Genomic DNA, 23,586 nt, shown 5'->3' on the forward strand with positions numbered 1-23,586 from the left:
CTAACCCCCAAGTCTCTTAATGATGGACAGAATTTGCCATTCGATTTTGGCCAGGTTAGCTGCGGGGTCCGCGAGTTGCGCCACCTCCGCTTCAAGCCAGGGATAATCGGAGAAGTGGTTAGCTGGATCCGCAAGCATTTCGTCTGCCAGAGACTTCGCCATGTAACCGGTAGTTCCAATGGGCAGTGCTACGACGCCTTTCTCCTGAGCAATTTCGAATTCCTTATGTACGCCGTCGGCGTTAACGACGCTGCCGTCCTTAACCTTGTTGCCAAAAATGAAGAGGGCTATGCCGGAAAGCCCAATCATGCGGTGCCTGTATTCATGCCACAGATCGGGCAGGTCTTTGCCATTCGAGGCCACCTGCGGGAACGGTCGCATGATGAGTTGATCCTCCGAGTACTTTTCCGGTTTGGAATAAATGGCATCGAGAGCGCCGTTGATGACCGCGCTCCCGATTCCCCAGCCAAATCCATTGACGACTCTGTAACCCCCTTTCACCAAGGATGCAGAAAGGGAGTGCACGAAATTCAGGGCATCCTGCTTGTCCCAGGCACCGTACTCTTCGGCGCTACCGGAAATGAAGATGGTCTTCTTGAGGAAGCGGCTCTCGATCTCCTTCAAAATCACCGGTATTTCATTGTAATCGTCGATCAGAAGTGCCTGAATGCCAAACCGCAGCAGGTCGCGAACATGGTGCTCCTGTCGGCGCCGCCGATACTTCGCGGACTCTTCGTCTTCCTTCCCTTGCAGCTCAGCAGGCTCCTTGCGAAGGAAGCAGTAGTGGGTTCGCCGATAATCGTCCGGCACGTGCAGTCTACTGAGCACGTAATCCAGGTTGGGGTCCGTGAAACTGAAGCCTATGAACAGGAATGTCTTAGAAATCAGATCCCCACTCAGGGTTGTTACAAAGGCTTCGTGACTCTTGTGGTATTTCTCGTATTGAGACTTATAGAGAATGGCTGCACCAGGCGACGACACGTCACCGTGCATTTTGTAAACGACGGCGTCACGCTTGGGGCGAGTGGTAACTAGGTCGTCTGTTTTGCGTTTGATATCCGCGACGCGGTAGTTCTGCTTGAGGCTATCTTCTATTAGAGTGTCGTAGTTGGTCGTCCAATACGTTCTGATCGGAAGTCGGGAGATAATGTCGTGAGCTTCGGAGGGTTCTGCCTGCTCCGAGAATTCTTCAAGGATTTTTCGGGCCAGGCCATTCGAGCTGTTTTTCTGGTTGACATGGTATTGCGCAACCGAAATCAGGTCGTGCTCCAGCTCAACCTTAAGACCCAGTTCTTCGGCGATTTCACTGAGCAGCTCGCTCCAGTTGACGAAACCGCAGCTTTTAGAAAGGCCTGCGCCGGCAAACACAGCGGCCCCCCCATTCTCAATGTCCTTCACATACGTTCTGATGAACGCTTCAATTTCGGCTGAAAACTTACCGGTCATACCCGGATACTTCCCTGTAATTGGCCAGTAGCCATCATACGGGGAGAGGGGGGAGTGTCAATGCAGCCAGGGGGTTATTAGGCTCTGTCTGAAAAAAGCCGTCGCATACACCGCAAGACACAAGCCAGCGAGACCATCGCTGCATAACTTTTTGCGAGCTTGTCGAAGCGCGTGACGATTCGGCGGTTCTCTTTCAGCCAGCCAAACATGCGTTCGATGATGTTGCGCTGTCGGTATTTGGGCCGGTCGAACAGTCTGGGTAAGCCAGGCTTGGGCTTGCGCTTCATCGAACGCAGTGGGATGACGGGTTGCATTCGATATTGGTCGCAGTAGCGGCGTAGCGCTTCGGCGTCGTAGCCCTTATCGGCAAGCAGCCATTTACAGCGCTTGCGCGGGCGCCCACGTTGGCTCGATGGAATGCTGACTCCGTCCAACAGTGGTTGTGCGTAGCTGGTGTCACTGGCTTGACCGCCAGAGAGGAGAAAGCGCAACGGTATCCCGTTGGCGTCGCAGAGCATGTGGATTTTGGTTGTCAGGCCGCCACGACTGCGGCCTAGAGCGTGATCGGTAGGCTCGTCAGCCCCCCTTTTTTCCGCGCTCCAGATGAAGCACGGGTTGCTCTAACAGCGGTCGAATCGATCATCCAGGTGCGGGGGTCGATCAAGCCTTTGTCATTAAGTCTGAGGTGCAATCGTCTGAGCATCTGATCGAATGTTCCGCGGTTTCGCCAGACTCGGAAGCGGTGATAGACCGTCGCCCAAGACCCGAAACGCTCGGGCATATCTCGCCAGGCTGCTCCTGAACAAAGTACCCAGAGCACACCATCGAGCATCAAGCGATCACTGCTGCGGGGCCGGCCCCTGACGTGAGCTGCCGTAAAGAGATCGGCGACCACCGCCCACGCTTCATCCGAGAGCTCATAACGCTTTGCCATCACAGAATTCCTTTCCGTAGATGGTCGGCGACTGTACAGAGCCCAGGCTGTTCTGAGGCCACATTTCAGTTTCTTGGGATTTCAGACAGAGCCTAAGCGTCCACCGATCTGGCAAGTAGCTATGCGAGTTTCCGGGCGCTAATCTCACTTGGGTGAATCACACACGGTGTGGCGTAGCCTTAAAGGTTCTGGTTACCTGGGTTGCTGTCAACGACAGCGCTTTGCCCGATCTTTTTTACGTCGGTGAATAACTTGGGTCAAGGCCCGAATTTTCGGTAGTTCTGCGGTTGTGGATGTAATTATCCACCGGTGGAAATCAGTGGCTTTTTCACAGACAGATGCATGGGGTTTAGATTTTTTAAGTGAGGTCCCTTTAAGCAGGGAGGCATAGCCTCCCTGCTTAAAGGGACCCGGCTTTAAAATCGGTAACCAGAGGTCTCGTGGTCCTACATCGATCTTGGTTGCGCCGCGCTTGCGGGATTGTAGCGTTGATGCATCCGCTTCAAGGTCCGAGGCATTCAGCGGTCGCCGTCTCATCATTCTCCTGATGTTTCGCGTTGGACCTCATCCGCGTGTTCAGGTGTGGATGTGGCATAGATGGCCCATGCGTGCATGAGCTCCCGTCGCTTACCAAAAAAGTCTGATCGAGAGTATGCGCTTTCCGTTTCCCCGCGTTCGTCATGGGCCAGCGCGAGCTCGCAGATATCTCCTGGGAAAGGAGTCTTTTCACCTGCCCAATCCCGGAAGGTTGAGCGAAAACCATGACGAGTAATGTGCTCATAACCCAATGCATGAAGCAAATTGCGAATGCCATTAGCGTGCATCACGCCGCTTCGGCCGTGGTCGGGGAAAACGTAGGGACTTTTGGGGTTGACTTTCGGAAGGCCCCTTCAGAAGTGAAACCACCTCTGGGACGAGGGGGATCGCGAACGCTTGCCGGGTTTTCATGCGCTCATCAGGCAGAGACCATCGACCCGATTTCAAGTCAAACTCATCCTAGCGTGCGAATCGGACCATGTGCTAGCGAGCGCCGGTTAGAATCAGTAACTGAGCCGCAACAGAAGCGTGGCAGGGATACTTGCGTAAGGCTTCCATGAGCTTCGGCAGATCCTGCCATTTCAGCGCAGGATGATGCTGGCGTTTACGAGCTTTCTTCTTCTCATGCCGGCTCAGCAGGTTTTCCAGATGGCCGCGCCAGCGTGCCGGATTCTCTCCAGTCCTGAGACCTCGGGCTCTGGCGGCATCCAGGATTTGTTCGATTTGCCCACGTACTTCGTCAGCCGTCCGCGTTTTGGTCACCCGAAGTGGTTGCAGTGCCTTGATCAGGTGTTTGGTCTCGACCTTGTCGGCTGATAACTTCCCTATCGTAGGGAAAGCATAGAGTTCTAGTTTCCTCAGCCAGCCCTTGCGCCATTTCTCCGAGCAGCTCGAACCGTGGGTATCTCGATAGTCGGTGGCCAATTTCTCAAAGGTAATCAGCTGTGCCAGTTCACGGCGTTCAGCTTCCCGTTGAGCGGCTTGTTCAGCCTGTCGTTTTGCGAGTGGATCAGTGCCTTTCAAAATCTGGACTTTGTTTTCATAGGCGGTCGCGCGGACCTTTTTTAGATCGAGTTGGGGGTAGCCACCCAATCCTATCTCTCGTCGTTTGCCGTGTAGCTGAAACCGCAACACCCAGTTTTTTCGCCCCGTAGCTTTGACGATAAGGCGTAGCCCTTCACCGTCTTCGTAGGTGCCTGTCAACGCCAACCCAAAACTGACCCCTCTACCTCATTTTTCGCCAACTGAAATTTGACCCCCTTGGCCTGTTTCTAAACGGTTTTCTCTGCCCTGGTCGGGCTGGTACCCGCCTTGCGTTTGTCCTTGAGGCGATAGCTGTCGCCCGAGATCTGCACGATGTGTGCGTGGTGTAGCAACCGATCCAGCATCGCGGCCGTCAGCGTCTGGTCATCCGCAAAGGTGCCAGCCCACTGGGTAAACGGCAGGTTGCTGGTCAGAATCATGCTGCCGCGCTCGTAGCGCCTGGCGACCACGTTGAAGAACAGGTTGGCTTCGTCGCGACCGAAAGGCAGGTAGCCAATTTCGTCGATGACCAACAACCGAGGCCCCATCACCGCACGGTTGAAATACTCTTTCAGGCGATCCTGTCGATGGGCCGCTGCCAGTTGCAGCATCAGGTCAGCGGCGGTGATGAAACGGGTTTTGATACCCGCCTGGGTCGCGCGATAGGCCAGGGCGCAAGCCAGGTGCGTTTTGCCTACGCCACTGGGGCCGAGCAGGACGATGTTCTCGGCACGTTCGACGAAGCTCAGCCCGGCCAACTCCTGCAGTTGCGCTCGCGGCGCACCGCTGGCAAACGCGAAATCGTACTGCTCCAACGTCTTGAGCGCAGGCAGTGTCGCCATCTTCAGCAATGTCTGGCGCGAGCGCTCAAGGCGTGCCTCAGCTTCAGCGCGCAGCAACTGCTCCAGGAAATCGGCGAAGCTCTGTTCCTGAGTCGCGGCTTGTTGTGCCAGGCCCGCCCAGTCCACCGCCATCCGTTCAAGCTTGAGCTGTTGGCACAGTTCGATGATGCGGGCATGCTGCAGGTTCATCGGCTCAACTCCAGTAACTCATCATAGACCGAAAGCGGGTGCTGCAAGCTCTCATGCGGTAGAACCCGTCCCAGGCGCAACGAGGTGATCGTCGGTGCGCTCGTCACCCGGCAGGCTGGTAGGGGCAGCAAGACATCACGTTCTTCAGCCAGGCGAGTTGCCGGTTTTACACCGGTGGTGCCATGTATCCGCTGGTGCGCGATTTCGTCGAGCCAACGACCAATATGCGCATTGGCGGTGGCCACATCCAACGGTAATCCCGCGCTCTTGAGCGTGGCCGCCAATGGTGTAATGAAACTGCCCTTGAGGTAGCCGTTGAAGCGCTCGACCTTGCCTTTGGTCTTGGCCCGATAGGGCCTACAAACACGAGGACGAAAGCCATATTCGTCGGCCAGCGCCAATAACCGGGGATGCCAGCGATGCAGACCTTTGCCATAGGCATCGCGCTCCAGGATGGTCGCTCCGGCGTTGTCGAACAGCGCCTCCTCGGGTACCCCGCCGAAATAAACAAAAGCCTCACGCAAGCCGTCCAGCCATGCATCACTGTCTTCGCGGGCACCGAAGCGGACGAAAGTGACGCGGCTGTAGCCCAGCGTGGCGACGAATGCCTTGAGCGGGTTACTGCCCCTGCGGATGGTGGTGAAATCGACTTGCACCTGCTGACCGGGCGCCGTCTCGAAGCGCACCACAGGGTCATGACGCGGACATTTGAACGGTGCCAGGTAGGATTTGAGCCGGCTGATGCCGCCTGTGTAGCCTTGTGCCTGGACTTCACGCAATAGCACCGTCGCAGGAATCCAATGTGGCCGGGCCGCTTCCACGCGTTCTTGCAGATAAGCCTTGAACGGGTCGAGCTTCTCTGGACGCGCTGCTCGGCCTGTATAGCGCGGCGACTCGGCTTCGCCACGTAGGTACTTGCGCACGGTGTTGCGCGACAAGCCCAGCGTGCGCGCGATGGTTTTGATGCCCATGCCCTGACGGGCCAATACCCTGATTTCCACTGACTGCTCCTGGGTCAACATCTCGGCAGCTCAAAGCCGCCATGATGGCCCAGGGGGTCAAATTTGCGTTGGCGTTAGGGGGTCAGTTTTACATTGGCGGTGACAGGTGCCTGGCTCGGTCACATTTTCGACATACTTTGCGGTCAGCTTGCCCATCTTTTCGGCCCTCTGGTCCCCCACTTGGCTGTGGAAGAGGATGGATGAAAACGGAAGTCACAGGAACAAAAGTAGGCTGAAAGCCTTGATCTAGTAAGGCTCTCGCGGTTTTCAGGAGATGAGAGTGGCTTTCAAAAAGGCATTAAAAAGCCGGCTTGTGGCCGGCTTCTCGGGGACGGGTTTGGCTTATTTTTGGTAAGCCTCGCCCGCCTTCAAAAGGTACATGCGCAAAGGCAATGTCTGGTCGGGAGACCCTGCGCGGTAGTCTCGCACAGGGTAGGTGGCAGGCTGACCCGCTTTCGGGGGACGCTGCCAGAATGTGCGGCGCAGGATACCCACATTTGCGACATATGCCCAGCGAAAACCGCCATGCAGAGCGATCGTTTTCAGATAAATCCACAGTTCGACGCTATTTGCTGGGTACTGGCGGGCGGCGCTTGTTCAAGGTCGACCACCAGAACACCCAACCGAGGATCCGAATGCCCTGGCGCTCGATCTCTTCGGCGCTGAAGATCTCGTCGGGATATTCGTCGCTGTTGTGGCTGCGCAGCCGCAACGCGCCTGCCGGCAGGCGGTAGACGTATTTCACCCGGAGCATGCCGTCGTGTTCCAGGGCATAGATTTCGCCGTCCACCACCTGGGTCAGGCTGCGGTCGATGGCGATGGTGGAGCCGTCCTCGATCTTCTCGGCCATGGCATTACCGATCATCGGTGCGCAGATGGCCTTGTCCGGGTCGACGCCCATGGCCTGCAGGATCCGGTACGGCAGGCGTACCTTGCGCCCGGGGATGGCGCTGACCTGAGTCTGCTTGGAGCCGGGGGCCGTAGGCGTTTCCTTGTAGAGCGGAACCTGTACGTCGTTGCGCTCGCTGGCGGCCAGGTCGTCACGGGCCGAGTAGGGCTCCTGTTCGCCGGCCCGTGGCCGCAGGGCGTCGGCCTCTGCCTCGGCGGCAGAAGCACCCGGATGCTTCGGACCCTCGCCCGTTCGTAGCCAACGGCTGTTGACGCACAACAACTCCGCTATCTCATCCATGCGGGCCATGGGGATGCCACGCTTGAACCAGTTATTGACGTGCTGCGGCGTCACCTGCCGGTTGGCAGCGAAGTCCGAAGCGGAAAGATGGCACTCCCGCAGGAGCGCTCTTAAGCGATCGCCTGATGTATTCATGAACACAGAGTTTACTGGCGTGCTACACCCGTTTAAATAAACGAGATGTTCAAAAATAGCCGGCAAAAGCACACAACGTGATTGATTTCGTTGACTATTCCTACTCTTGCGTGTGGACGCCCGTTTCGCGCTGTTTATTCATTAAACGCCTTGTTTGTCCCGGGGTAAACGGGCATAAAAAAACCCCGGCGGGCCGGGGTTCTTCATCAGCGTGCGCTGTCGGTGCGAATCAGCCCTTGTAGGCGGCAACCGACTTGCTGATTTCGGCGCGGGCGGCGTCAGCGTTGCCCCAGCCTTCGATCTTGACCCACTTGCCTTTCTCGAGATCCTTGTAGTTCTCGAAGAAGTGCTTGATCTGCTCCAGCAGCAGGGCTGGCAGGTCGGTGTATTCCTTCACGTCGACGTACAGCTGGGACAGCTTGTCGTGAGGAACCGCGATCACCTTGGCATCGCCACCGCCGTCGTCGGTCATGTGCAGGATGCCGACCGGACGGGCACGGATCACCGAGCCTGGAGCGACCGGGTAAGGGGTCACGACCAGCACGTCGAGCGGATCACCGTCGTCGGCCAGGGTGTTGGGGATGAAACCGTAGTTGGCCGGGTAGAACATCGGGGTGGCCATGAAACGGTCAACGAACAGGCAGTCGCTGTCTTTGTCGATTTCGTATTTGATCGGCGCGTGGTTGGCCGGGATTTCGATCGCGACGTAGATGTCGTTCGGCAGGTCTTTGCCAGCCGGGATCTTGCTGTAGCTCATTGGGCGATGCCCCCGTTAGTTGACCAGAAACCTGGTTGGATTGACCAAAAAGTGGCGGCGATTATAGGCACATTCCGGGGTGGATGCCACGTGTTGCAGGACGTGTGGACGCAGCCGGTGCATGAGTTGTCCGGGACTTCTGGGGCTGTTGGCGAACCCCATCGCCCCCGGATCAGGGGGCAGGCTGGTAGCGCGGGTCGTGCGCCTGCAGGTGCCGCAGCCGCGCCAGCGGGTCCTGGCGGTAGAACGCGCGCAGTTGCTCGTAGACCCGTGGGTAGGCCGCGTCCAGCAGATCCGGAGCGCTGAAGAAGTATTCGCTGGTCACCGCGAAGAATTCCGCCGGGTTCTCGGCGGCATAGGGGTCGATGGCGGTCTCGGCGTCGGGGTCGCGGTCCAGCTGGCGGTTGAGGTCGTCGTAGGCGTGTTGCATGGCCTGGGCCCAGTCGCCGACCCGCATGTCGCTGTGCAACGGCGGCAGGCCGTTGGCATCGCCGTTGAGCATGTCGAGCTTGTGCGCCAGTTCGTGGATCACCAGGTTGTAGCCTTCCCAGGCGCCACTGGCGAGCACGCCGGGCCAGGCCAGGATGACCGGGCCACGGTGCCAGGCCTCGCCGCTGTGTTCGGCATCCCATTCATGTTCGACCCCGCTCGCATCGCGATGACGTTGCGGGCTCAGGAAATCGTCCGGGTACAACACGATTTCATGGAAACCCGAATACCACGCCAGATCGCCCAGATGCAGCAGCGGCAACTGGGCCTGGGCCGCCAGCAGCAGCCGACTGTACTGATCCAGCTCGACCCCCGGCAGGGCGCTCAGGTGCTTGTCGGCGAGGAACAGCACGCTGTGCTCCAGCAGCCAGCGGTCCTCGGCTTCGCTCAGACCGTCGAGAAAACTCAGGTGCTCACGGACCCGCTGCCAGGTTTCACTGGCAACGGGATGACGGGCGAGGGTTCGGCGGCGGCGCCAGGCACTCAGCGACCACACGGTTTCAGTGGGTCTCGGCCTTGGAAGCACCGCCAAAACGGCTGCGCAGCACGCCGATGATCATCGGCACCAGCGACAGCAGGATGATGAAGACCACCAGCAGCGACAGGTTCTTCTTGATGAACGGCACGTTGCCGAAGAAGTAGCCGAGGGTCACCAGGCCGCCGACCCAGAGCACGGTGCCCAGCACGCTGAAGGCGAAGAACCGCGCATAGGGCATCTTGCCAACGCCGGCGACGAAGGGGGCGAAGGTCCGCAGGATCGGCAGGAAGCGCGCCAGGGTCACGGTCTTGCCGCCATGGCGATCGTAGAAGTCGTGGGTCTTGTGCAGGTAGTCGCGGCGGAAGATCTTCGAGTTCGGGTTGCTGAAAAGCTTTTCGCCCGCCGTGCGGCCGATGATGTAGTTGGTACTGTCACCGAGGATCGCCGCCAGCATCAGCAGCCCGGCCAGCAACACCGGGTCCATGCCGCCGCCGGCCGCGACGGCGCCGGCGATGAACAGCAGCGAGTCGCCCGGCAGGAAGGGCATCACCACCAGGCCGGTTTCGCAGAAGATCACCAGAAACAGGATGGCGTAGATCCATGGCCCGTAATTGTTCACCAGCATGTCGAGATACACATCGAGATGCAGGATTAGGTCCAGCGGGTTGAAATCCATGGGTGGCACCTGTGTTGACGGTCTGAATCGGCAGACCTGCGCAAAAAATGGACACGTAGTTAACTACATCGAATGTAGTTTTTTCGTACATTGATTTGAAATCGGGATTATAAGAGTTGGAGAGGATTCTGCTTGCAGAGTTTGTAGCGAGGGATGTCTTGCGCCGGCCCTGCGAATGAGCCGGTGCTGGGCTTGGTGCCCTCTTCGCGGATAAACCGGGACGCCGGCGTTCCGGTTTATCCGCGAAGAGGGCGCCGCAGGATTTTGAGAGGACGGCCGGTCAGTCGTCGCTGATCGGCAGCACGTAGTTCTTGAACTCGGTGTCTTCGCGAAAACCGATGGACTCGTAGGTCTTCTGCGCCACCTTGTTGTCGCTGCTGGTGGACACCCGCAACCGCACGGCATGGGTCTCGCGGGCCATCTTCTTCGCCGTGCGCATCAGGTTGTCGGCCACCAGCTGGCGCCGGGCGTCCTCGGCCACGTAAATGTCGTTGAGAATCCACACGCGCTTGAGCGACAGCGAGGAAAAGCTCGGGTAGAGCTGGCAGAAACCCAGCAGCTTCTTGTCGTCATCATCCGCCAACGCCAGGTAGATCACCGACTCCTTGCGGCGCAGGCGCTTTTCCAGAAAGCTGCGCGATGAATCGGGAAGGGGCAGTGAACCGTAGAATTCACGGTATTTGACGAACAGGGGCGTCAACAGGTCCAGATGTTCCAGGGTCGCTTGAGTAATCCGCATAGATCAGGCCTCAACTTCGTGGATATGACGGCAAACGGTTCACTCTCTCGGGCAGCCGCTAAGCCGATGCTGCCCAAAGCCTGGGAAAAGAGCAATCCGGATGACCTTCAATCCCGGGGGGAGCCCAGTAGGAAGTTGCCGCTTGAGTGGACATCCGATTCGCTTTCCAGTGTTTGCACTTGGGCCTCGTCCTTGAGATTGACCCCCGACAGCTGTCGGCGGCAGGCTTCTTTCATCAGGTACAGCAGTTTATGGGCGGCCAGGCCGTAACTCATGCCCTCCAGCCGGACATTGGAGATGCAGTTGCGGTAGGCGTCAGTCAGGCCGACCTTTGGATTATAGGTGAAATACAGCCCCAGGCTGTCCGGAGAGCTCAAGCCCGGGCGTTCGCCGATCAGGATCACCACCATTTTCGCGCCCAGCAGCTCGCCGATCTCGTCGGCGACGGCGACGCGGCCCTGTTCCACCAGGATCACCGGTGACTGCGACCAGCCTTCGGCTGCCAGCTGTTCTTCCAGGCGGGTGAGGAACGGCACGGTATGCCGATGCACGGCCAGCGCCGACAGCCCGTCGGCGACGACGATCGCCAGGTCGACCCCGCCCGGATGGGCCTGGGCATAGTCGCGCAACTGCCGGGCCGAGGCGTCGTTGAGCCTGCGGCCCAGGTCCGGGCGTTGCAGGTAGCTGTGGCGGTCATCGGCGGCGCTGTGCAGCAGCAGGGTTTCCCGCCCGCGCTCGGCCAGTTGGCTGGCGAGCCCGGCGTGGTCGAAGGGCAGGTGCACGGCATCGCGGGCCTGCGCGTGGGCGAACTGAAAGTCCAGTTGCGCGCGGGTCGGCAGGCTGGTGCCGGTGCGGCCCAGGGCGATCCGCGCCGGGGTCAGGCGGCGCAGTTGCAGCCAGGGGTTGTCGCTGTCGATCTCGTTGCCCATGTCGTTCATCCTAGCTGCTCCAGGGCCTGGCGGAAGGCCGGGGGCAGGTTGCTGCCGAAGCGTACCTTGCCGTCGGCCTGGGTGAAGATACCCATCTTCGCCAGCCACTGCTCGAACTCTGGCGCCGGCTTGAGGCCCAGGGTCTGCCGGGCGTAGAGGGCGTCGTGGAACGAGGTGGTCTGGTAGTTGAGCATGATGTCGTCGGAGCCGGGAATGCCCATGATGAAGTTGATCCCGGCCACGCCGAGCAGGGTCAGCAGGGTGTCCATGTCGTCCTGGTCGGCTTCGGCATGGTTGGTGTAGCAGATATCGCAGCCCATCGGTACGCCCAGCAGCTTGCCGCAGAAGTGGTCCTCGAGGCCGGCGCGGATGATCTGCTTGCCGTTGTACAGGTATTCCGGGCCGATGAAGCCGACCACGGTGTTGACCAGAAACGGCTTGAAGTGCCGGGCCACGGCGTAGGCGCGGGTCTCGCAGGTCTGCTGGTCGACGCCGAAGTGGGCGTTGGCCGACAGCGCGCTGCCCTGGCCGGTCTCGAAATACATCAGGTTCTGCCCGAGGGTGCCGCGATTGAGGCTCAGCCCGGCGTCGTAGCCTTCCTGGAGGATTTTCAGGCTGATGCCGAAGCTGGCGTTGGCCGCCTCGGTGCCGGCGATGGACTGGAACACCAGGTCCAGCGGCACACCACGGTTGATCGCCTCGATGGAGGTGGTGACGTGGGTCAGCACGCAGGCCTGGGTGGGGATTTCGTAGCGTTTGATCACCGCGTCGAGCATGTTCAGCAGGTCGCAGATCGAACTCAGGCTGTCGGTGGCCGGGTTGATGCCGATCATGGCGTCGCCGTTGCCGTAGAGCAGGCCGTCGAGCACGCTGGCGGCGATGCCGGCCGGGTCGTCGGTGGGGTGGTTGGGCTGCAGGCGGGTCGACAGTCGGCCGCGCAGGCCCAGGGTGCCGCGGAATTTCGTCACCACGCGGATCTTCTGGGCCACCAGCACCAGATCCTGCACGCGCATGATCTTCGAGACCGCGGCGGCCATTTCCGGGGTCAGCCCCGGAGCCAGGGCGCGCAGGCTCTGTTCGTCGGCGGCATCGCTGAGCAGCCAGTCGCGCAGGCCGCCGACGGTCAGGTGGCTGACGGCGGCGAAGGCCTGCTTGTCATGGGTGTCGACGATCAGCCGGGTGACTTCGTCGGACTCATAGGGGATCAGCATTTCCTCAAGGAAATGCTTGAGGGGAATGTTGGCCAGAGCCATCTGGGCCGCGACGCGTTCGCCGTCGTTCTGCGCGGCGACACCGGCGAGAAAGTCCCCGGAACGGGCGGGACTGGCCTTGGCCATGACCTCCCTGAGGCTGTCGAAGCGATAGGTCTGGGCGCCGACGGAATGGGCGAATGTGGCCATGGGGCGGTGTCCTCCTGAACCCTGGTTATCGATGACTCTACCCTGTCTTGCACAAAACTGGCGTACGACAGAGGCTCCTGCGGGGCGTGGTGTTTTTTGTTCCGTGGCGGGGCTTGTCATGCCCCGCCCTGGTGCAACTCAGTTACCGGTGAGCATAGCGTCCGTTGGCGCTTGCGAGCGCTGGCTGGCGGTCAACTGGAAGTAGATGAACCCCGCCACCATGAAGCCCAGGAAAATCAGGCCGATCAGGGTGTTGAACCAGGCCATCGCCACCAGGCAGACCAGGGCCAATGCAAGGGCGATGCCGGGGACCAGCGGGTAGCCCGGCGCGCGGAAGGTCCGTTCCAGGTTCGGTTCGCTGCGGCGCAGCTTGAACAGGCTGAGCATACTGATGATGTACATGACGATGGCGCCGAATACCGACATGGTGATCATCGCCGCCGTCAGGCTCAGGCCCTGCAGGTTGACCAGCCCGTCGCTGTAGATCGCCGCGATGCCGACCACCCCGCCGGCGAGGATCGCCCGGTGGGGCGTCTGGAAGCGCGACAGCTTGGCCAGCGACTGCGGCAGGTAGCCGGCCCGGGCCAGGGCGAAGAACTGGCGCGAGTAGCCGAGGATGATCCCGTGGAAGCTCGCCACCAGGCCGAACAGGCCGATCCACACCAGCATGTGCATCCAGGTCGAGTTGTTGCCGACCACCGCTTTCATTGCCTGGGGCAGCGGGTCGTTGATGTTCGACAGCTGGCGCCAGTCGCCGACGCCGCCGGCCATCACCATCACGCCGATGGCCAGGAACACCAGGGTCAGGATGCCGCTGACATAGGCTTTGGGAATGGTCCGTTTCGGGTCCTTGGCTTCCTCGGCGGCCATGGCCGCGCCCTCGATGGCGAGGAAGAACCAGATGGCGAAGGGGATCGCCGCGAAGATACCGGGAACCGCGTCAAGGCTGAAGGTGCTCGACCCCGACCAGCCATTGAGGACGAAGTTGCTGAAGCTGAAGCCCGGCGCGACCACGCCCATGAACACCAGCAGTTCGGCCACGGCCAGCACGGTGACCACCAGTTCGAAGGTGGCGGCGATGCTGACGCCGAGGATGTTCAGGGTCATGAAGACGAGATAGGCGCCCACGGCGGCGATCTTCGGATCGAGGCCGGGATACTGCACGTTGAGGTAGGCTCCGATGGCCATGGCGATCGCCGGTGGAGCGAAGACGAATTCGATCAGGGTGGCGATGCCGGCGATCAGCCCGCCTTTTTCGCCGAAAGCCCGGCGGCTGTAGGCAAAGGGGCCGCCGGCGTGGGGAATGGCGGTGGTGAGTTCGGTGAAACTGAAGATGAAGCAGGTGTACATGGTCGCCACCAGCAGGGCGGTGACGAGGAAACCCAGGGTCCCGGCGGTACCCCAGCCATAACTCCAGCCGAAGTATTCACCGGAAATCACCAGGCCGACCGCGATACCCCACAGGTGCAGGGTGCCGAGGGTCGGTTTGAGTTCGGTTTGGGTTGTCATAAGTCCTCGCTTGTCTTTCTTATTGTTTGGTTGTTGGACTTTCGGGTGTCGATTTGCTGTACAGCGCGCACGCAGGGCCCGTAGCGGGGCAGCCAGAGGTTATGGGGTGTCAGGGGGCCTGTTCGCGGGCAAGCCCGGCTCCTACAGTGGGGTGTCGTCCCCGGGATGGTGTTTCACATGAACCTGTAGGAGCGTGGCTTGCCCGCGAAGGCGGTTTCAGGGTTTAGAAGAACCCGAGCGGATTGATGTCATAGCTCACCAGCAGGTTCTTGGTCTGCTGGTAGTGGTCGAGCATCATCTTGTGGGTTTCACGGCCGACGCCGGACTTCTTGTAGCCACCGAAGGCGGCGTGCGCCGGGTACAGGTGGTAGCAGTTGGTCCACACGCGACCGGCCTTGATCCCGCGGCCGACGCGGTAGGCGCGGTTGATGTCGCGGGTCCACAGGCCGGCACCGAGGCCGAACTCGGTGTCGTTGGCGATCGCCAGGGCTTCGGCCTCGTCCTTGAAGGTGGTGATGCTCACCACCGGGCCGAAGATTTCCTCCTGGAACACACGCATCTTGTTGTTGCCCTTGAGCAGCGTCGGCTGGATGTAGTAGCCGCTGGCCAGGTCGCCGTCGAGTTTCTGCACCTGGCCGCCGGTCAGCAACTGGGCGCCTTCCTTCTTGGCGATTTCCAGGTACGAGAGGATCTTGTCGAACTGCTGCTCGGAGGCCTGGGCGCCGACCATGGTGTCGGTGTCCAGCGGGTCGCCGCGCTTGATCTGCTCGACCTTCTTCATCACCGCCTGCATGAATTCGTCGTAGATCGACTCCTGCACCAGCGCCCGGGATGGGCAGGTGCACACTTCACCCTGGTTGAAGAATGCCAGTACCAGGCCTTCGGCGGCTTTCTCGATGAAGCTCGGTTCGGCCTGCATGATGTCTTCGAAGAAGATGTTCGGCGACTTGCCGCCCAGCTCCACGGTGGACGGAATGATGTTCTCGGCGGCGCACTTCATGATGTGCGAGCCGACCGGGGTCGAGCCGGTGAAGGCGATCTTGGCGATGCGCTTGCTGGTGGCCAGGGCTTCGCCGGCCTCCTTGCCGAAACCGTGCACCACGTTCAGTACGCCGGGAGGCAGCAGGTCGCCGATCAGTTCCAGCAGCACGCAGATGCCCAGCGGGGTCTGCTCGGCGGGCTTGAGCACCACGCAGTTGCCGGCGGCCAGGGCCGGGGCGAGTTTCCAGGCGGCCATCAGCAGCGGGAAGTTCCACGGGATGATCTGGCCGACCACGCCCAGTGGCTCATGGATGTGATAGGCCACGGTGTTGCCGTCGATCTCGGCGGCGCTGCCTTCCTGGGCACGCAGGCAGCCGGCGAAGTAGCGGAAGTGGTCGGCGGCCAGCGGGATGTCGGCGTTGAGGGTTTCGCGCACGGCCTTGCCGTTGTCCCAAGTTTCGGTGATCGCCAGGGTTTCCAGGTTCTGTTCGATGCGGTCGGCGATCTTCAGCAGGATCAGCGAACGGGCCTGCACCGAGGTGCTGCCCCAGGCATCGGCGGCGGCATGGGCGGCGTCGAGGGCCTTGTCGATATCCTTGGCGTTGGAGCGGGGGAACTCGGCGATGGGCTTGCCGTTCACCGGCGAGGTGTTGGTGAAGTACTGGCCGTCGACGGGCGCGACGAATTCGCCATTGATGTAGTTGCCATACTTGGCCTTGAACGAAACGATGGCGCCGGCAGTACCAGGGTGGGCATAACGCATGGTGAGTGTCTCCTTGGCTTTTGTGCTTATTAGGGAGTACGCGGTTTAGCGTCTGACAAGCGTAGAGCAAAGGTCGGGCCAGTGCGTTGAAAGCGCTCTGTGTCGGGGCCTGGTCTGGTTGGACTGACACGTGGGCCGCCGGGTTGTGACACGGCTGGTACAGTCGGGGGTGACACTTTGTAACGCCTGTGGCACAGCCCATGACTCATCGGTCGCGGGGCGATTGCAATGCTCGCCGTGCAGGAGGATGCTGGGCGTTGAGGTGAAGTCGAACGTGCTGCAGGGCCTGGCGCCCTGGGCCACGCTTGATGGCCTATTCGCGGGCAAGCCCGCTCCCGCACAATCCGGCTCCCGGAGTGGTTGTGGGGGAGAGGCCATCCCTGGACGGGGGGAGAACAATAAGAAATGCAGAACAACCATCTGAGTCGTCACGCCCGGCAGGTGCTCACCGTGACCCAGGGCAAGGCCCTGAGCGGCGGCCCGGGCAGTGATCCGTCGATCGCCCGTTCCTGGCTGCGTTGCCTGGAGGATTACCACCTCGACCCCTCGTTGAGCATCGCCCCCACCGTGCTCGAACACGGTCGCCTGCTGGAAAGCCGCGAGCGCCTGCGCCAGGTACTGCAGATTGCCGGCAACGAGATGACCAGCCTGCACCAGCAGTTGTCCGGTGCCGGTCACGCGGTGCTGCTGACCGATGCCCGCGGGGTGATCCTCAACTGTGTCACAGCGCCGTCCGAGCGCAAGATCTTCGAGCGCGCCGGGCTCTGGCTCGGCGCCGACTGGAGCGAAGCCTGCGAAGGCACCAACGGCATCGGCACCTGCGTGGTGGAGCGCCAGGCGCTGACCATTCACCAGGACGAACACTTTCGCGGCCGTCATACCGGGCTGACCTGCTCGGCCAGCCCGGTGTTCGATCCCCAGGGCGAGCTGCTGGCGGTGCTGGATGTTTCCTCGGCCCGCCCGGATGTGTCCCGGCAGAGCCAGTTCCATACCATGGCGCTGGTGAACCTGTCGGCAAAGATGATCGAGAGCTGCTATTTCCTGCGGCATTACGACCAGCACTGGTTGCTGCGTTTTCATCTGCAGGCCGAATCCGTCGGCCTGTTCAGCGAGGGGCTGCTGGCGTTCGACGGTGAAGGGCGGATCTGCGCGGTCAACCAGAGTGCGCTGAACCTGCTCGGGTTTGGCCGCGGCGGTTTGCTCGGGCAGCCGGTTGAGGCGTTTTTCGATTGTTCGCTGGATGAGCTGCTCGGCCGCGCCAGTACCCAGGCCAGCGCCAGTTGGCCCTTGCGGACCCGCGATGGCCGCAGCCTGTTCGCGGTGCTGCGTGGCCAGCCGCGCAGTGTGCCCAGGCCGTTGGTGCCGGCGGCGGTGGCGGTCGGGCGGGTCGCTGCGGCGGACATCTGCCTGGACGACGAGACCCTGCAGAGCGATTTTCGCAAGGCCTTGCGGGTATTCGAGCGTGATGTGCCGCTGTTGATCAACGGCGAAACCGGCTCGGGCAAGGAGGCGTTCGCCAAGGCGGTGCACCAGTCCAGCCAGCGCGCGGACAAGCCGTTTGTCGCGCTCAACTGCGCGGCGATTCCGGAAAGCCTGATCGAGAGCGAACTGTTCGGCTATCGCGGCGGCAGCTTTACCGGCGCGCGCAAGGAAGGCATGCGTGGCAAGTTGCAACAGGCCGATGGCGGTACGCTGTTCCTCGACGAGATCGGCGACATGCCGCTGGCATTGCAGACCCGCCTGCTGAGGGTGCTGGAGGACCGGCAGGTGGTGCCGATCGGCGGTGAGCCGGAGGCGGTCAACGTGCGGATCATCAGCGCGACCCATCGCCATCTGCTGGAGCGGGTACAGGACGGTGGTTTCCGCGAGGACCTGTATTACCGGCTCAACGGCCTGGAGATCGCTCTGCCGGCCTTGCGCGAGCGCAGCGACAAGTCCCGGTTGCTGGACTTCCTGCTGGCGCAGGAGGCGGCGGGGCAGGGGGTGTCGATCGATGCGGCGGCGCGTCAGGCCCTGCTGGGCTTTGCCTGGCCGGGGAACGTTCGGCAGTTGCGCACGGTACTGCGTACCCTGGTGGCGCTGTGCGAGGACGGTCGGATCGGCGTGGCGGATCTGCCGGCGATGATTCGCCAGGCCCGGCCGCTGGTCGAGGATGTGCCGGCTGAACCGGCTGGCGCGTATCCGCTGGAAGACGCCGAGCGGTTGGCGCTGCTCCATGCGCTGGAGCAGCAGCGTTGGCATATGACCAACACGGCCGGGCAGCTCGGAGTCAGTCGCAACACCCTGTACAGAAAGCTGCGCAAGCATGGGATCGCCCGCTAGGAGCGGAGCCTGTGAGCAACCCCTCTCACCGTCTTGAGAGGGATTTCAGGGGTGGGCAAGGCTGACAGGCCTTTTCGCGGGCCTGGCCCAGAACCCGGGTGTCACCCACAGGCCTGGTCCAGGTACCGTTCCGATCCGCTCAGACCCGGAAGTGGCTGACCATCGTCTGCAACTGGCTGCCCAGGCGTGCCAGCTCGACGCTGGAGGCGGCCGTCTCGTCGCTTGCGGCCGCCGTCTGCTCGCAGACATCGCGAACGTTGATGATGCTGCGGCTGATCTCTTCGGCCACCGCGCTCTGCTCTTCGGCCGCCGCGGCGATCTGCTGGTTCATCGACTGGATGTTCGACACCGTGCGGGTGATGTTTTCCAGCGAAACCCCGGCCTTGCGGGTCAGCTCGACGCTGCTGTCGGTCAGCGAGCGGCTGTTGTTCATCACGGTTGCCACCTGCTGCGTGCCGCTCTGCAGGGCCGCCACCAGGCCTTCGATTTCCTCGGTGGACTTCTGGGTGCGCTGGGCCAGGCCGCGAACCTCGTCGGCGACCACGGCAAAACCACGACCGGCTTCACCGGCACGGGCGGCTTCGATGGCAGCGTTGAGCGCCAGCAGGTTGGTCTGTTCGGCCACGGCCTTGATCACGTCCATCACGCTGCCGATCTTGTCGCTTTCCTGCTGCAGCACGGTCATGGCTTCGGTCGAGCGCACCACTTCAGTCGCCAGGCGTTCGATCTGGGCGATGGCTTCGCCGACCACCCGGTCACCGGCACGGGCTTCGCCGTCAGCGGCGGAGGCTGCCGTCGAAGCCTGTTCGGCGTTACGCGCCACTTCCTGCACGGTGGCGGTCATTTCGTGCATGGCGGTGGCCACCTGGTCGGTCTCGACCTTCTGGCTATTGGCCCCGGCGCTGGTCTGGCTGGTGACTGCCGACAATTGTTCGGCGGCGCTGGCGATCTGGGTCACGCCATCGCGAATGCCGCTGATCAGGTCACGCAGGGTCGCCCCCATGCGCTGGATGCCCTGTTGCAGCACGCCCAGTTCGTCCCGGCGGGTGACCACCAGGTTGTGGGTCAGGTCGCCGGAGGCGATGCGTTCCACCACGCCCAGGGTTTGCTGGATCGGGCGGGTGATCTGGCGAGTGATGACCACGGCGGCGAGGATGCCGAACAGCAGCGCGAGCAGGGTGCTGCCCAATTGCAGGCTGCGGGCCTGGGCGCTTTCGCTGTCACGGCGGTCCAGTTGGATCTGGTACAACTGCTCGCTGAGGGCGACGATGCTGTTGCCCTGGTCGGTCATTTCCTTGCGGGCCTGCACGACATCGTTGTTGGCCTGCTTGTACGCCAGCACGGCCGTACGGTAGTTGGCCAGGCCGGTTTCCAGCTGTTGCAGTTCGTTCTGCTGGCTGCTGCTGAAATGCTCGGCCAGTTGTTTGAGGCCGGCAATCGTTTCGTTCAGCTGATTGGCAGCCTTCTGTTCGGTTTCCGGGTTACTGTTGCCGGTGTAGCCACGCACTTCGTAGCGGGTCAGCAGGAATTGTTCCTTGGCGCGGATGATGGCCTGGAAGCGCTCGAAGCGGTTGTCCTCGCCTGGAGCCATCTGCAGCACGTTGTCGTGGATCGTGGCGATCAGTTTCTGCACGACTTCGGCCGTCTCGCTCATGCTCTGGCGGGCGCCGTTACCGGTGCGGTAGGCCTCGCGCATCTTGTTCAGCGACTGTTGGTAGGCGGTGATGGTCGCCGCCTGCTCCTTGAGCAGCTTGACGTTTTCCGGGCTCTTGAAGCTGTTGAGCAGTTTCTGCTGCTGGACGATGAACGCGTCGAGGTTGACCTGCACGTTCTGCGCGGCGGTTTCGTCGCCGTTGGTCAGCATGTATTGCAGGCGGGCCACACGCAGTTTGGTCAGCGAGGCGTTGAGCTGGGTGATGTCGCTCATCCAGTTGCTGCGGTCGATCAGACCGCCCAGGCTGGTCCAGCCGGTCAGCGCCAGGATCGTGGTCAGTGCCAGGACCAGGCCGAAGCCCAGGCCCAGTTTCAGATTGACGCTGATATTGCCAAACCAGCTATTCATTGAATTCCTCCAGTAACTTGGTGTTGCTTGCTCATTGGGTGGCTGGAAGGTGTTGTTATTGGTGCCAGCTGAATTTGTTCGTAAGGGCTGTATCGGCGGGAAAGCCGATAGCTGAAAGGTTTTTCTCGGGGAAGGTGTTTCACGAATTGTAACTTCTTGCAGGAGATTCGGGTGTTTCGAGGGTGTTTACGTTTCGTCAGGGGCGTTCAGCCAGGCCGGATCGAGGTCGGCGATTGAGGAATTTTTCACATTCCTTTCACCGCGACGCGACCTTCACGAACCTAGGCTCTGTGTTCGAATGAGTTTGCAGCAGGCAGGGAAGCGGTTTCTCCAGCGGCAGTCAAGCCCGAGGCTCAGTTGTCATTTTTGTGCTGTAGCGTCGCCGACATTGCCTACTCAACCGGCCTTTTTCGCAGAGGCAGCCGAACGTGGAATCAAGACTGCCGTATAGCTGGTTGAAGCGCTCGTTCGAACTGAACCGCCTCGTCCGGTACCGGAACGCCCTGCTGGTATCGCTGGCAGCGCTGCTCGTCATTCCGCTGACGCTGGTGATGTTGCGGCCCGCTGCCGTGGCCGATCTGGCCCAGGCTGGCAATGATAGCGCGATGGCGCTGACTGCGGGGTGGGCCAGGGGCGAAATGGTGGTGCTGGTGCGCCATGTCGAGCGTTGCGACCGCTCCAGGGCGCCCTGCCTGGCGGAGCCGGACGGCATCACCGATCGCGCCCGCGACGTGGCGGTGGCGTTGGGCGCGCGCTTCGAAAGGCTCGGCCTGTCCCGAACGGATATCTACAACAGCCCGTTGACCCGTGCCGTGCAGACCTCCGCCTACATGTTCAACCACGCCAGCAGCACCCAGGACTGGCTGTTCAATTGCCGCAAGACCCTGCTGCGCGACATTCGCCGCTACAAGGTGCCGGGGCGCAACCTGGTGCTGGTCACCCACAGCGAATGCATGGGGGCACTGGAAGACGCCATGAATTTCTCCATGCCGTCGCCAGGCTACGGGCTGGCGCTGTTTCTCACCGAGCATTCGGCCAGCCAGGCGCCGAAGGTGATGGGTTATATCGAAGCCCCGGACTGGCCACAGGTGTTCAAGCCGTAGGGTCAGGCCGGGAATCGCCAGGCCCAGGCCACATGGCACTCGATGAAGCATTTGAGTTTGCCGCTATCCCCTTTACAGTACGCGTCCCCGGGAAATGACTCCCGGGGTTTTTCCCATGGAGTTATCCCTTGAAATACGCGAGCAAAATCGCCGCTTCCCTGCTGGTTACCCTGGCGCTGGGCGGTTGCACCGGCACGGCGATGAAAACCCGGCAGTTGGACAGCAACCAGTACACCGTGGTCGGTCACAGCGAAGCGACCGCTACCGGCATGCTGCTGTTCGGATTCATCCCGATCCGCCAGAACGACCGTTTCGTCCGTGCCCAGACTGCTGCCATCCAGGCCAAGGGCGGTGACGCACTGATCAACACCCAGGTCCAGGAAAACTGGTTCTGGGCCTGGGTCCTGACCGGCTACACCACCAAGGTTTCCGGCGACGTGGTCAAGCTGAAGAACGTTCAGTAAGTACCCGACCCATGAAAAACGGCGCTCCAGGAGCGCCGTTTTTTTATGCCCACGAGTGTTCAGCGGGTGTAGAAGTAGTAAGTGCGCTTGCCGCCGATGGTGACGGTGGCCAGTACCTTGTGCGAGGCATCGGGTTGCTGGTTCTGGGCCACGGCGACATTGTCCGGCGAGGCCTGCAGGAACGCGTCCAACTGCTCCTGGGTTTGTACCACCGCTTGTTGGCGCTGGGTGTAGAACACGGTCGAGGCCAGGCGTTCGTCCGGCTGGTACAGCGCGACCTGCTTGCCGCTGGCCTGCAGGGCGATGACCTGGTCGGTCACCGGCTTGAACGAGGTGTTGCGGTCGGCCAGCGGCGCCCGCCAGGCGGCCACCAGATAACCGCAGACGACCACGGCCAGCAGCGCCGCAGCCAGCGGGCGGCGCTTGTCGACCAGTTGGCGGCTGAGCGTGGAGGTGGCGGAGCGCCGACGCAGCCAGGCGAGAACCACCGCGCTGTATTCGGCGGCGATGATAGCGGCGGCGGGCGCCATGGACACCATGTACACCATGCGCTTGCTCGAGGCCAGGGTCAGCAGGGTGAACTGGGCCAGGAACCAGACGCTGGCGAACAGCAGGTGGCGTTTGCGCATCAGCTCCTTGCGCAGGTGCCAGAGCCCCAGGTACACCAGCAGATTCCAGGGCAGGAACGCCTCCGGCAACTTGGTGAAGTAATAGTAAAAGGGCTCGTAGTGGCCGGCCGCGGTGAACGAGCCGCTGAAGCGGCCGACACTGTTGGCCCAGAGCACTTCACGGACAGCATCCGCGCCGCCCTGCCCGTACAGCAGCTTCAGCCAGATCAGCAGCGGGATCAGCCCCACCAGGGTGAACAGTGCCGGGCGAAGCCAGTTGCCGAGGGTCAAGCGCCGCTCGAGCAGGCTCTCGCTGACCAGGTAGAAAAAAATCACCACACCCGGCAGGGCCAGCCCCAGTACGCCCTTGGTCAGGGTCGCGATGGCGATGCCGAGCATGAACACCAGCCAGCTCCCCAGGGTGGCGGCCTGGCGCTTGCGCTGCTCATTGGCCTGGAAGAAAGCGAACAGCGCCAGCGACACGCCGAGGCTGAGAATGGCGTCCTCACCGACCTGGCGGGCATTGCCCAGGTAGCTGGCCATGGTCATCAGCATTGCGGCGGCGGCCCAGGCCAACAGGGTGGGGCGGCCGATCCTGCGCATGAAACCGTAGAGCGCCAGCACCGTGAACAGCCCGGCGAACGCCGAGGCCAGGCGTACCGCCAGGGGCGTGCCGCCCAGCAGCTTGATCGCTGTGGCATCGAGCCAGAGGCTCAGCGGGGGTTTTTCCAGGAACGGCTCGCCCAGCAGGCGCGGGGTGATCCAGTCGTTGTTCAGGTGCATTTCCATGGCGATCCCGGCTACCCGGGATTCGGTGGAACCCTGCAACTCATGGTTGCCCAGGGCAAAGAAGAACAGCAGGCAGCCAAGCAGGAACAGCAGGATAACGGGACGTGTCGTGCGCATGGGGATACCGGGGAAAGGAAAGTCGGCCCTGAGGCCTCCAGATGACCGGCACTATACGGAGGAATATCTTAATAAATTGTGAATGACTGTGTAGCAGGCCCGGC

Annotated in this window: 18 protein-coding genes and 2 pseudogenes; 3 read left to right on the plus strand and 17 right to left on the minus strand. The window is 61.6% G+C overall.

Going from position 1 to position 23,586, the window contains the following annotated elements; all coding sequences use genetic code 11:
- From ACM62G_RS15825 to ACM62G_RS15890, 14 genes and pseudogenes are all read right to left on the minus strand, one after another.
- Positions 1-1,446: an SIR2 family protein gene (locus ACM62G_RS15825; RefSeq protein ID WP_419737465.1), complete on the minus strand. Its 1,446-nt coding sequence runs from the start codon at positions 1,444-1,446 to the stop codon at positions 1-3.
- Between the two features lie 77 nt (positions 1,447-1,523).
- A protein-coding gene (locus ACM62G_RS15830) for an IS5 family transposase (protein WP_419735755.1) occupies positions 1,524-2,380 on the minus strand; the annotation gives its coding sequence in 2 pieces (ribosomal slippage) (positions 1,524-2,026 and positions 2,026-2,380; 858 coding nt in all).
- A 536-nt stretch (positions 2,381-2,916) separates the two neighbouring features.
- Positions 2,917-4,126, minus strand: a pseudogene (locus ACM62G_RS15835) (tyrosine-type recombinase/integrase).
- A gap of 62 nt (positions 4,127-4,188) precedes the next feature.
- Positions 4,189-4,971: an IS21-like element helper ATPase IstB gene (istB, locus tag ACM62G_RS15840; protein ID WP_416768943.1), complete on the minus strand. Its 783-nt coding sequence runs from the start codon at positions 4,969-4,971 to the stop codon at positions 4,189-4,191.
- Positions 4,968-5,993, minus strand: a complete 1,026-nt coding sequence (istA, locus tag ACM62G_RS15845) for an IS21 family transposase (RefSeq protein WP_419737466.1) — start codon at positions 5,991-5,993, stop codon at positions 4,968-4,970. Before istA ends, istB begins: the two co-directional genes overlap by 4 nt.
- Before the next feature lie 544 nt (positions 5,994-6,537).
- Positions 6,538-7,296, minus strand: a complete 759-nt coding sequence (locus ACM62G_RS15850; protein WP_419737467.1) for a LexA family transcriptional regulator — start codon at positions 7,294-7,296, stop codon at positions 6,538-6,540.
- Positions 7,297-7,525: 229 nt separating this feature from the next.
- Entirely contained in the window at positions 7,526-8,053 is a 528-nt protein-coding gene (gene ppa / locus ACM62G_RS15855; protein ID WP_054062521.1) for an inorganic diphosphatase, read from the minus strand.
- A gap of 172 nt (positions 8,054-8,225) precedes the next feature.
- Complete coding sequence (locus tag ACM62G_RS15860; protein ID WP_273824143.1) at positions 8,226-9,038, minus strand: zinc-dependent peptidase; 813 nt, start codon at positions 9,036-9,038, stop codon at positions 8,226-8,228.
- A gap of 4 nt (positions 9,039-9,042) precedes the next feature.
- On the minus strand, positions 9,043-9,696 hold the full coding sequence (locus ACM62G_RS15865) for a DedA family protein (RefSeq protein ID WP_419737468.1): 654 nt from the start codon (positions 9,694-9,696) through the stop codon (positions 9,043-9,045).
- Positions 9,697-9,976: 280 nt separating this feature from the next.
- Positions 9,977-10,435 (minus strand): GNAT family N-acetyltransferase, encoded by a 459-nt coding sequence (locus ACM62G_RS15870; RefSeq protein WP_054058412.1) that lies wholly within the window; start codon positions 10,433-10,435, stop codon positions 9,977-9,979.
- Positions 10,436-10,542: 107 nt separating this feature from the next.
- The gene (eutC, locus tag ACM62G_RS15875) at positions 10,543-11,373 is read right to left on the minus strand and encodes an ethanolamine ammonia-lyase subunit EutC (RefSeq protein WP_273821615.1); all 831 of its coding nucleotides are present in this window, start codon (positions 11,371-11,373) and stop codon (positions 10,543-10,545) included.
- On the minus strand, positions 11,370-12,764 hold the full coding sequence (locus ACM62G_RS15880) for an ethanolamine ammonia-lyase subunit EutB (protein ID WP_054059794.1): 1,395 nt from the start codon (positions 12,762-12,764) through the stop codon (positions 11,370-11,372). Before ACM62G_RS15880 ends, eutC begins: the two co-directional genes overlap by 4 nt.
- A 138-nt stretch (positions 12,765-12,902) precedes the next feature.
- Entirely contained in the window at positions 12,903-14,273 is a 1,371-nt protein-coding gene (eat, locus tag ACM62G_RS15885) for an ethanolamine permease (protein ID WP_054059793.1), read from the minus strand.
- Positions 14,274-14,496: 223 nt separating this feature from the next.
- Positions 14,497-16,017 carry an aldehyde dehydrogenase family protein gene (locus ACM62G_RS15890; RefSeq protein ID WP_054059792.1) on the minus strand — a complete coding sequence of 507 codons (1,521 nt, stop codon included), beginning with the start codon at positions 16,015-16,017 and terminating at the stop codon, positions 14,497-14,499.
- 405 nt (positions 16,018-16,422) lie between these two features.
- On the opposite strand from ACM62G_RS15890, the gene ACM62G_RS15895 reads away from it, so the two are divergent.
- Positions 16,423-18,339 carry a sigma-54-dependent Fis family transcriptional regulator gene (locus ACM62G_RS15895; RefSeq protein ID WP_419737469.1) on the plus strand — a complete coding sequence of 639 codons (1,917 nt, stop codon included), beginning with the start codon at positions 16,423-16,425 and terminating at the stop codon, positions 18,337-18,339.
- Between the two features lie 139 nt (positions 18,340-18,478).
- Here ACM62G_RS15895 and ACM62G_RS15900 read toward each other — a convergent pair whose 3' ends face one another.
- Together ACM62G_RS15900 and ACM62G_RS15905 are read right to left on the minus strand one after the other, a co-directional pair.
- A complete protein-coding gene (locus ACM62G_RS15900) occupies positions 18,479-19,342 on the minus strand; it encodes a methyl-accepting chemotaxis protein (protein ID WP_419737531.1) in 864 nt (287 codons plus the stop codon).
- Positions 19,343-19,381: 39 nt separating this feature from the next.
- Positions 19,382-20,266, minus strand: a pseudogene (locus ACM62G_RS15905) (methyl-accepting chemotaxis protein); the annotation flags it as partial.
- 563 nt (positions 20,267-20,829) lie between these two features.
- Here ACM62G_RS15905 and ACM62G_RS15910 point away from each other — a divergent pair.
- Together ACM62G_RS15910 and ACM62G_RS15915 are read left to right on the plus strand one after the other, a co-directional pair.
- Positions 20,830-21,504 (plus strand): hypothetical protein, encoded by a 675-nt coding sequence (locus ACM62G_RS15910; protein WP_301601342.1) that lies wholly within the window; start codon positions 20,830-20,832, stop codon positions 21,502-21,504.
- Positions 21,505-21,632: 128 nt separating this feature from the next.
- Positions 21,633-21,968 carry a hypothetical protein gene (locus ACM62G_RS15915; protein WP_054062516.1) on the plus strand — a complete coding sequence of 112 codons (336 nt, stop codon included), beginning with the start codon at positions 21,633-21,635 and terminating at the stop codon, positions 21,966-21,968.
- 59 nt (positions 21,969-22,027) lie between these two features.
- On the opposite strand, the gene ACM62G_RS15920 is transcribed toward ACM62G_RS15915, so the two are convergent.
- On the minus strand, positions 22,028-23,482 hold the full coding sequence (locus tag ACM62G_RS15920; protein ID WP_419737470.1) for an ArnT family glycosyltransferase: 1,455 nt from the start codon (positions 23,480-23,482) through the stop codon (positions 22,028-22,030).
- Positions 23,483-23,586: the final 104 nt, after the last annotated feature.

The sequence above is a fragment of the Pseudomonas sp. COR18 genome (assembly GCF_048568395.1).
GTDB classification, from domain to species: Bacteria; Pseudomonadota; Gammaproteobacteria; order Pseudomonadales; family Pseudomonadaceae; genus Aquipseudomonas; species Aquipseudomonas fuscovaginae_B.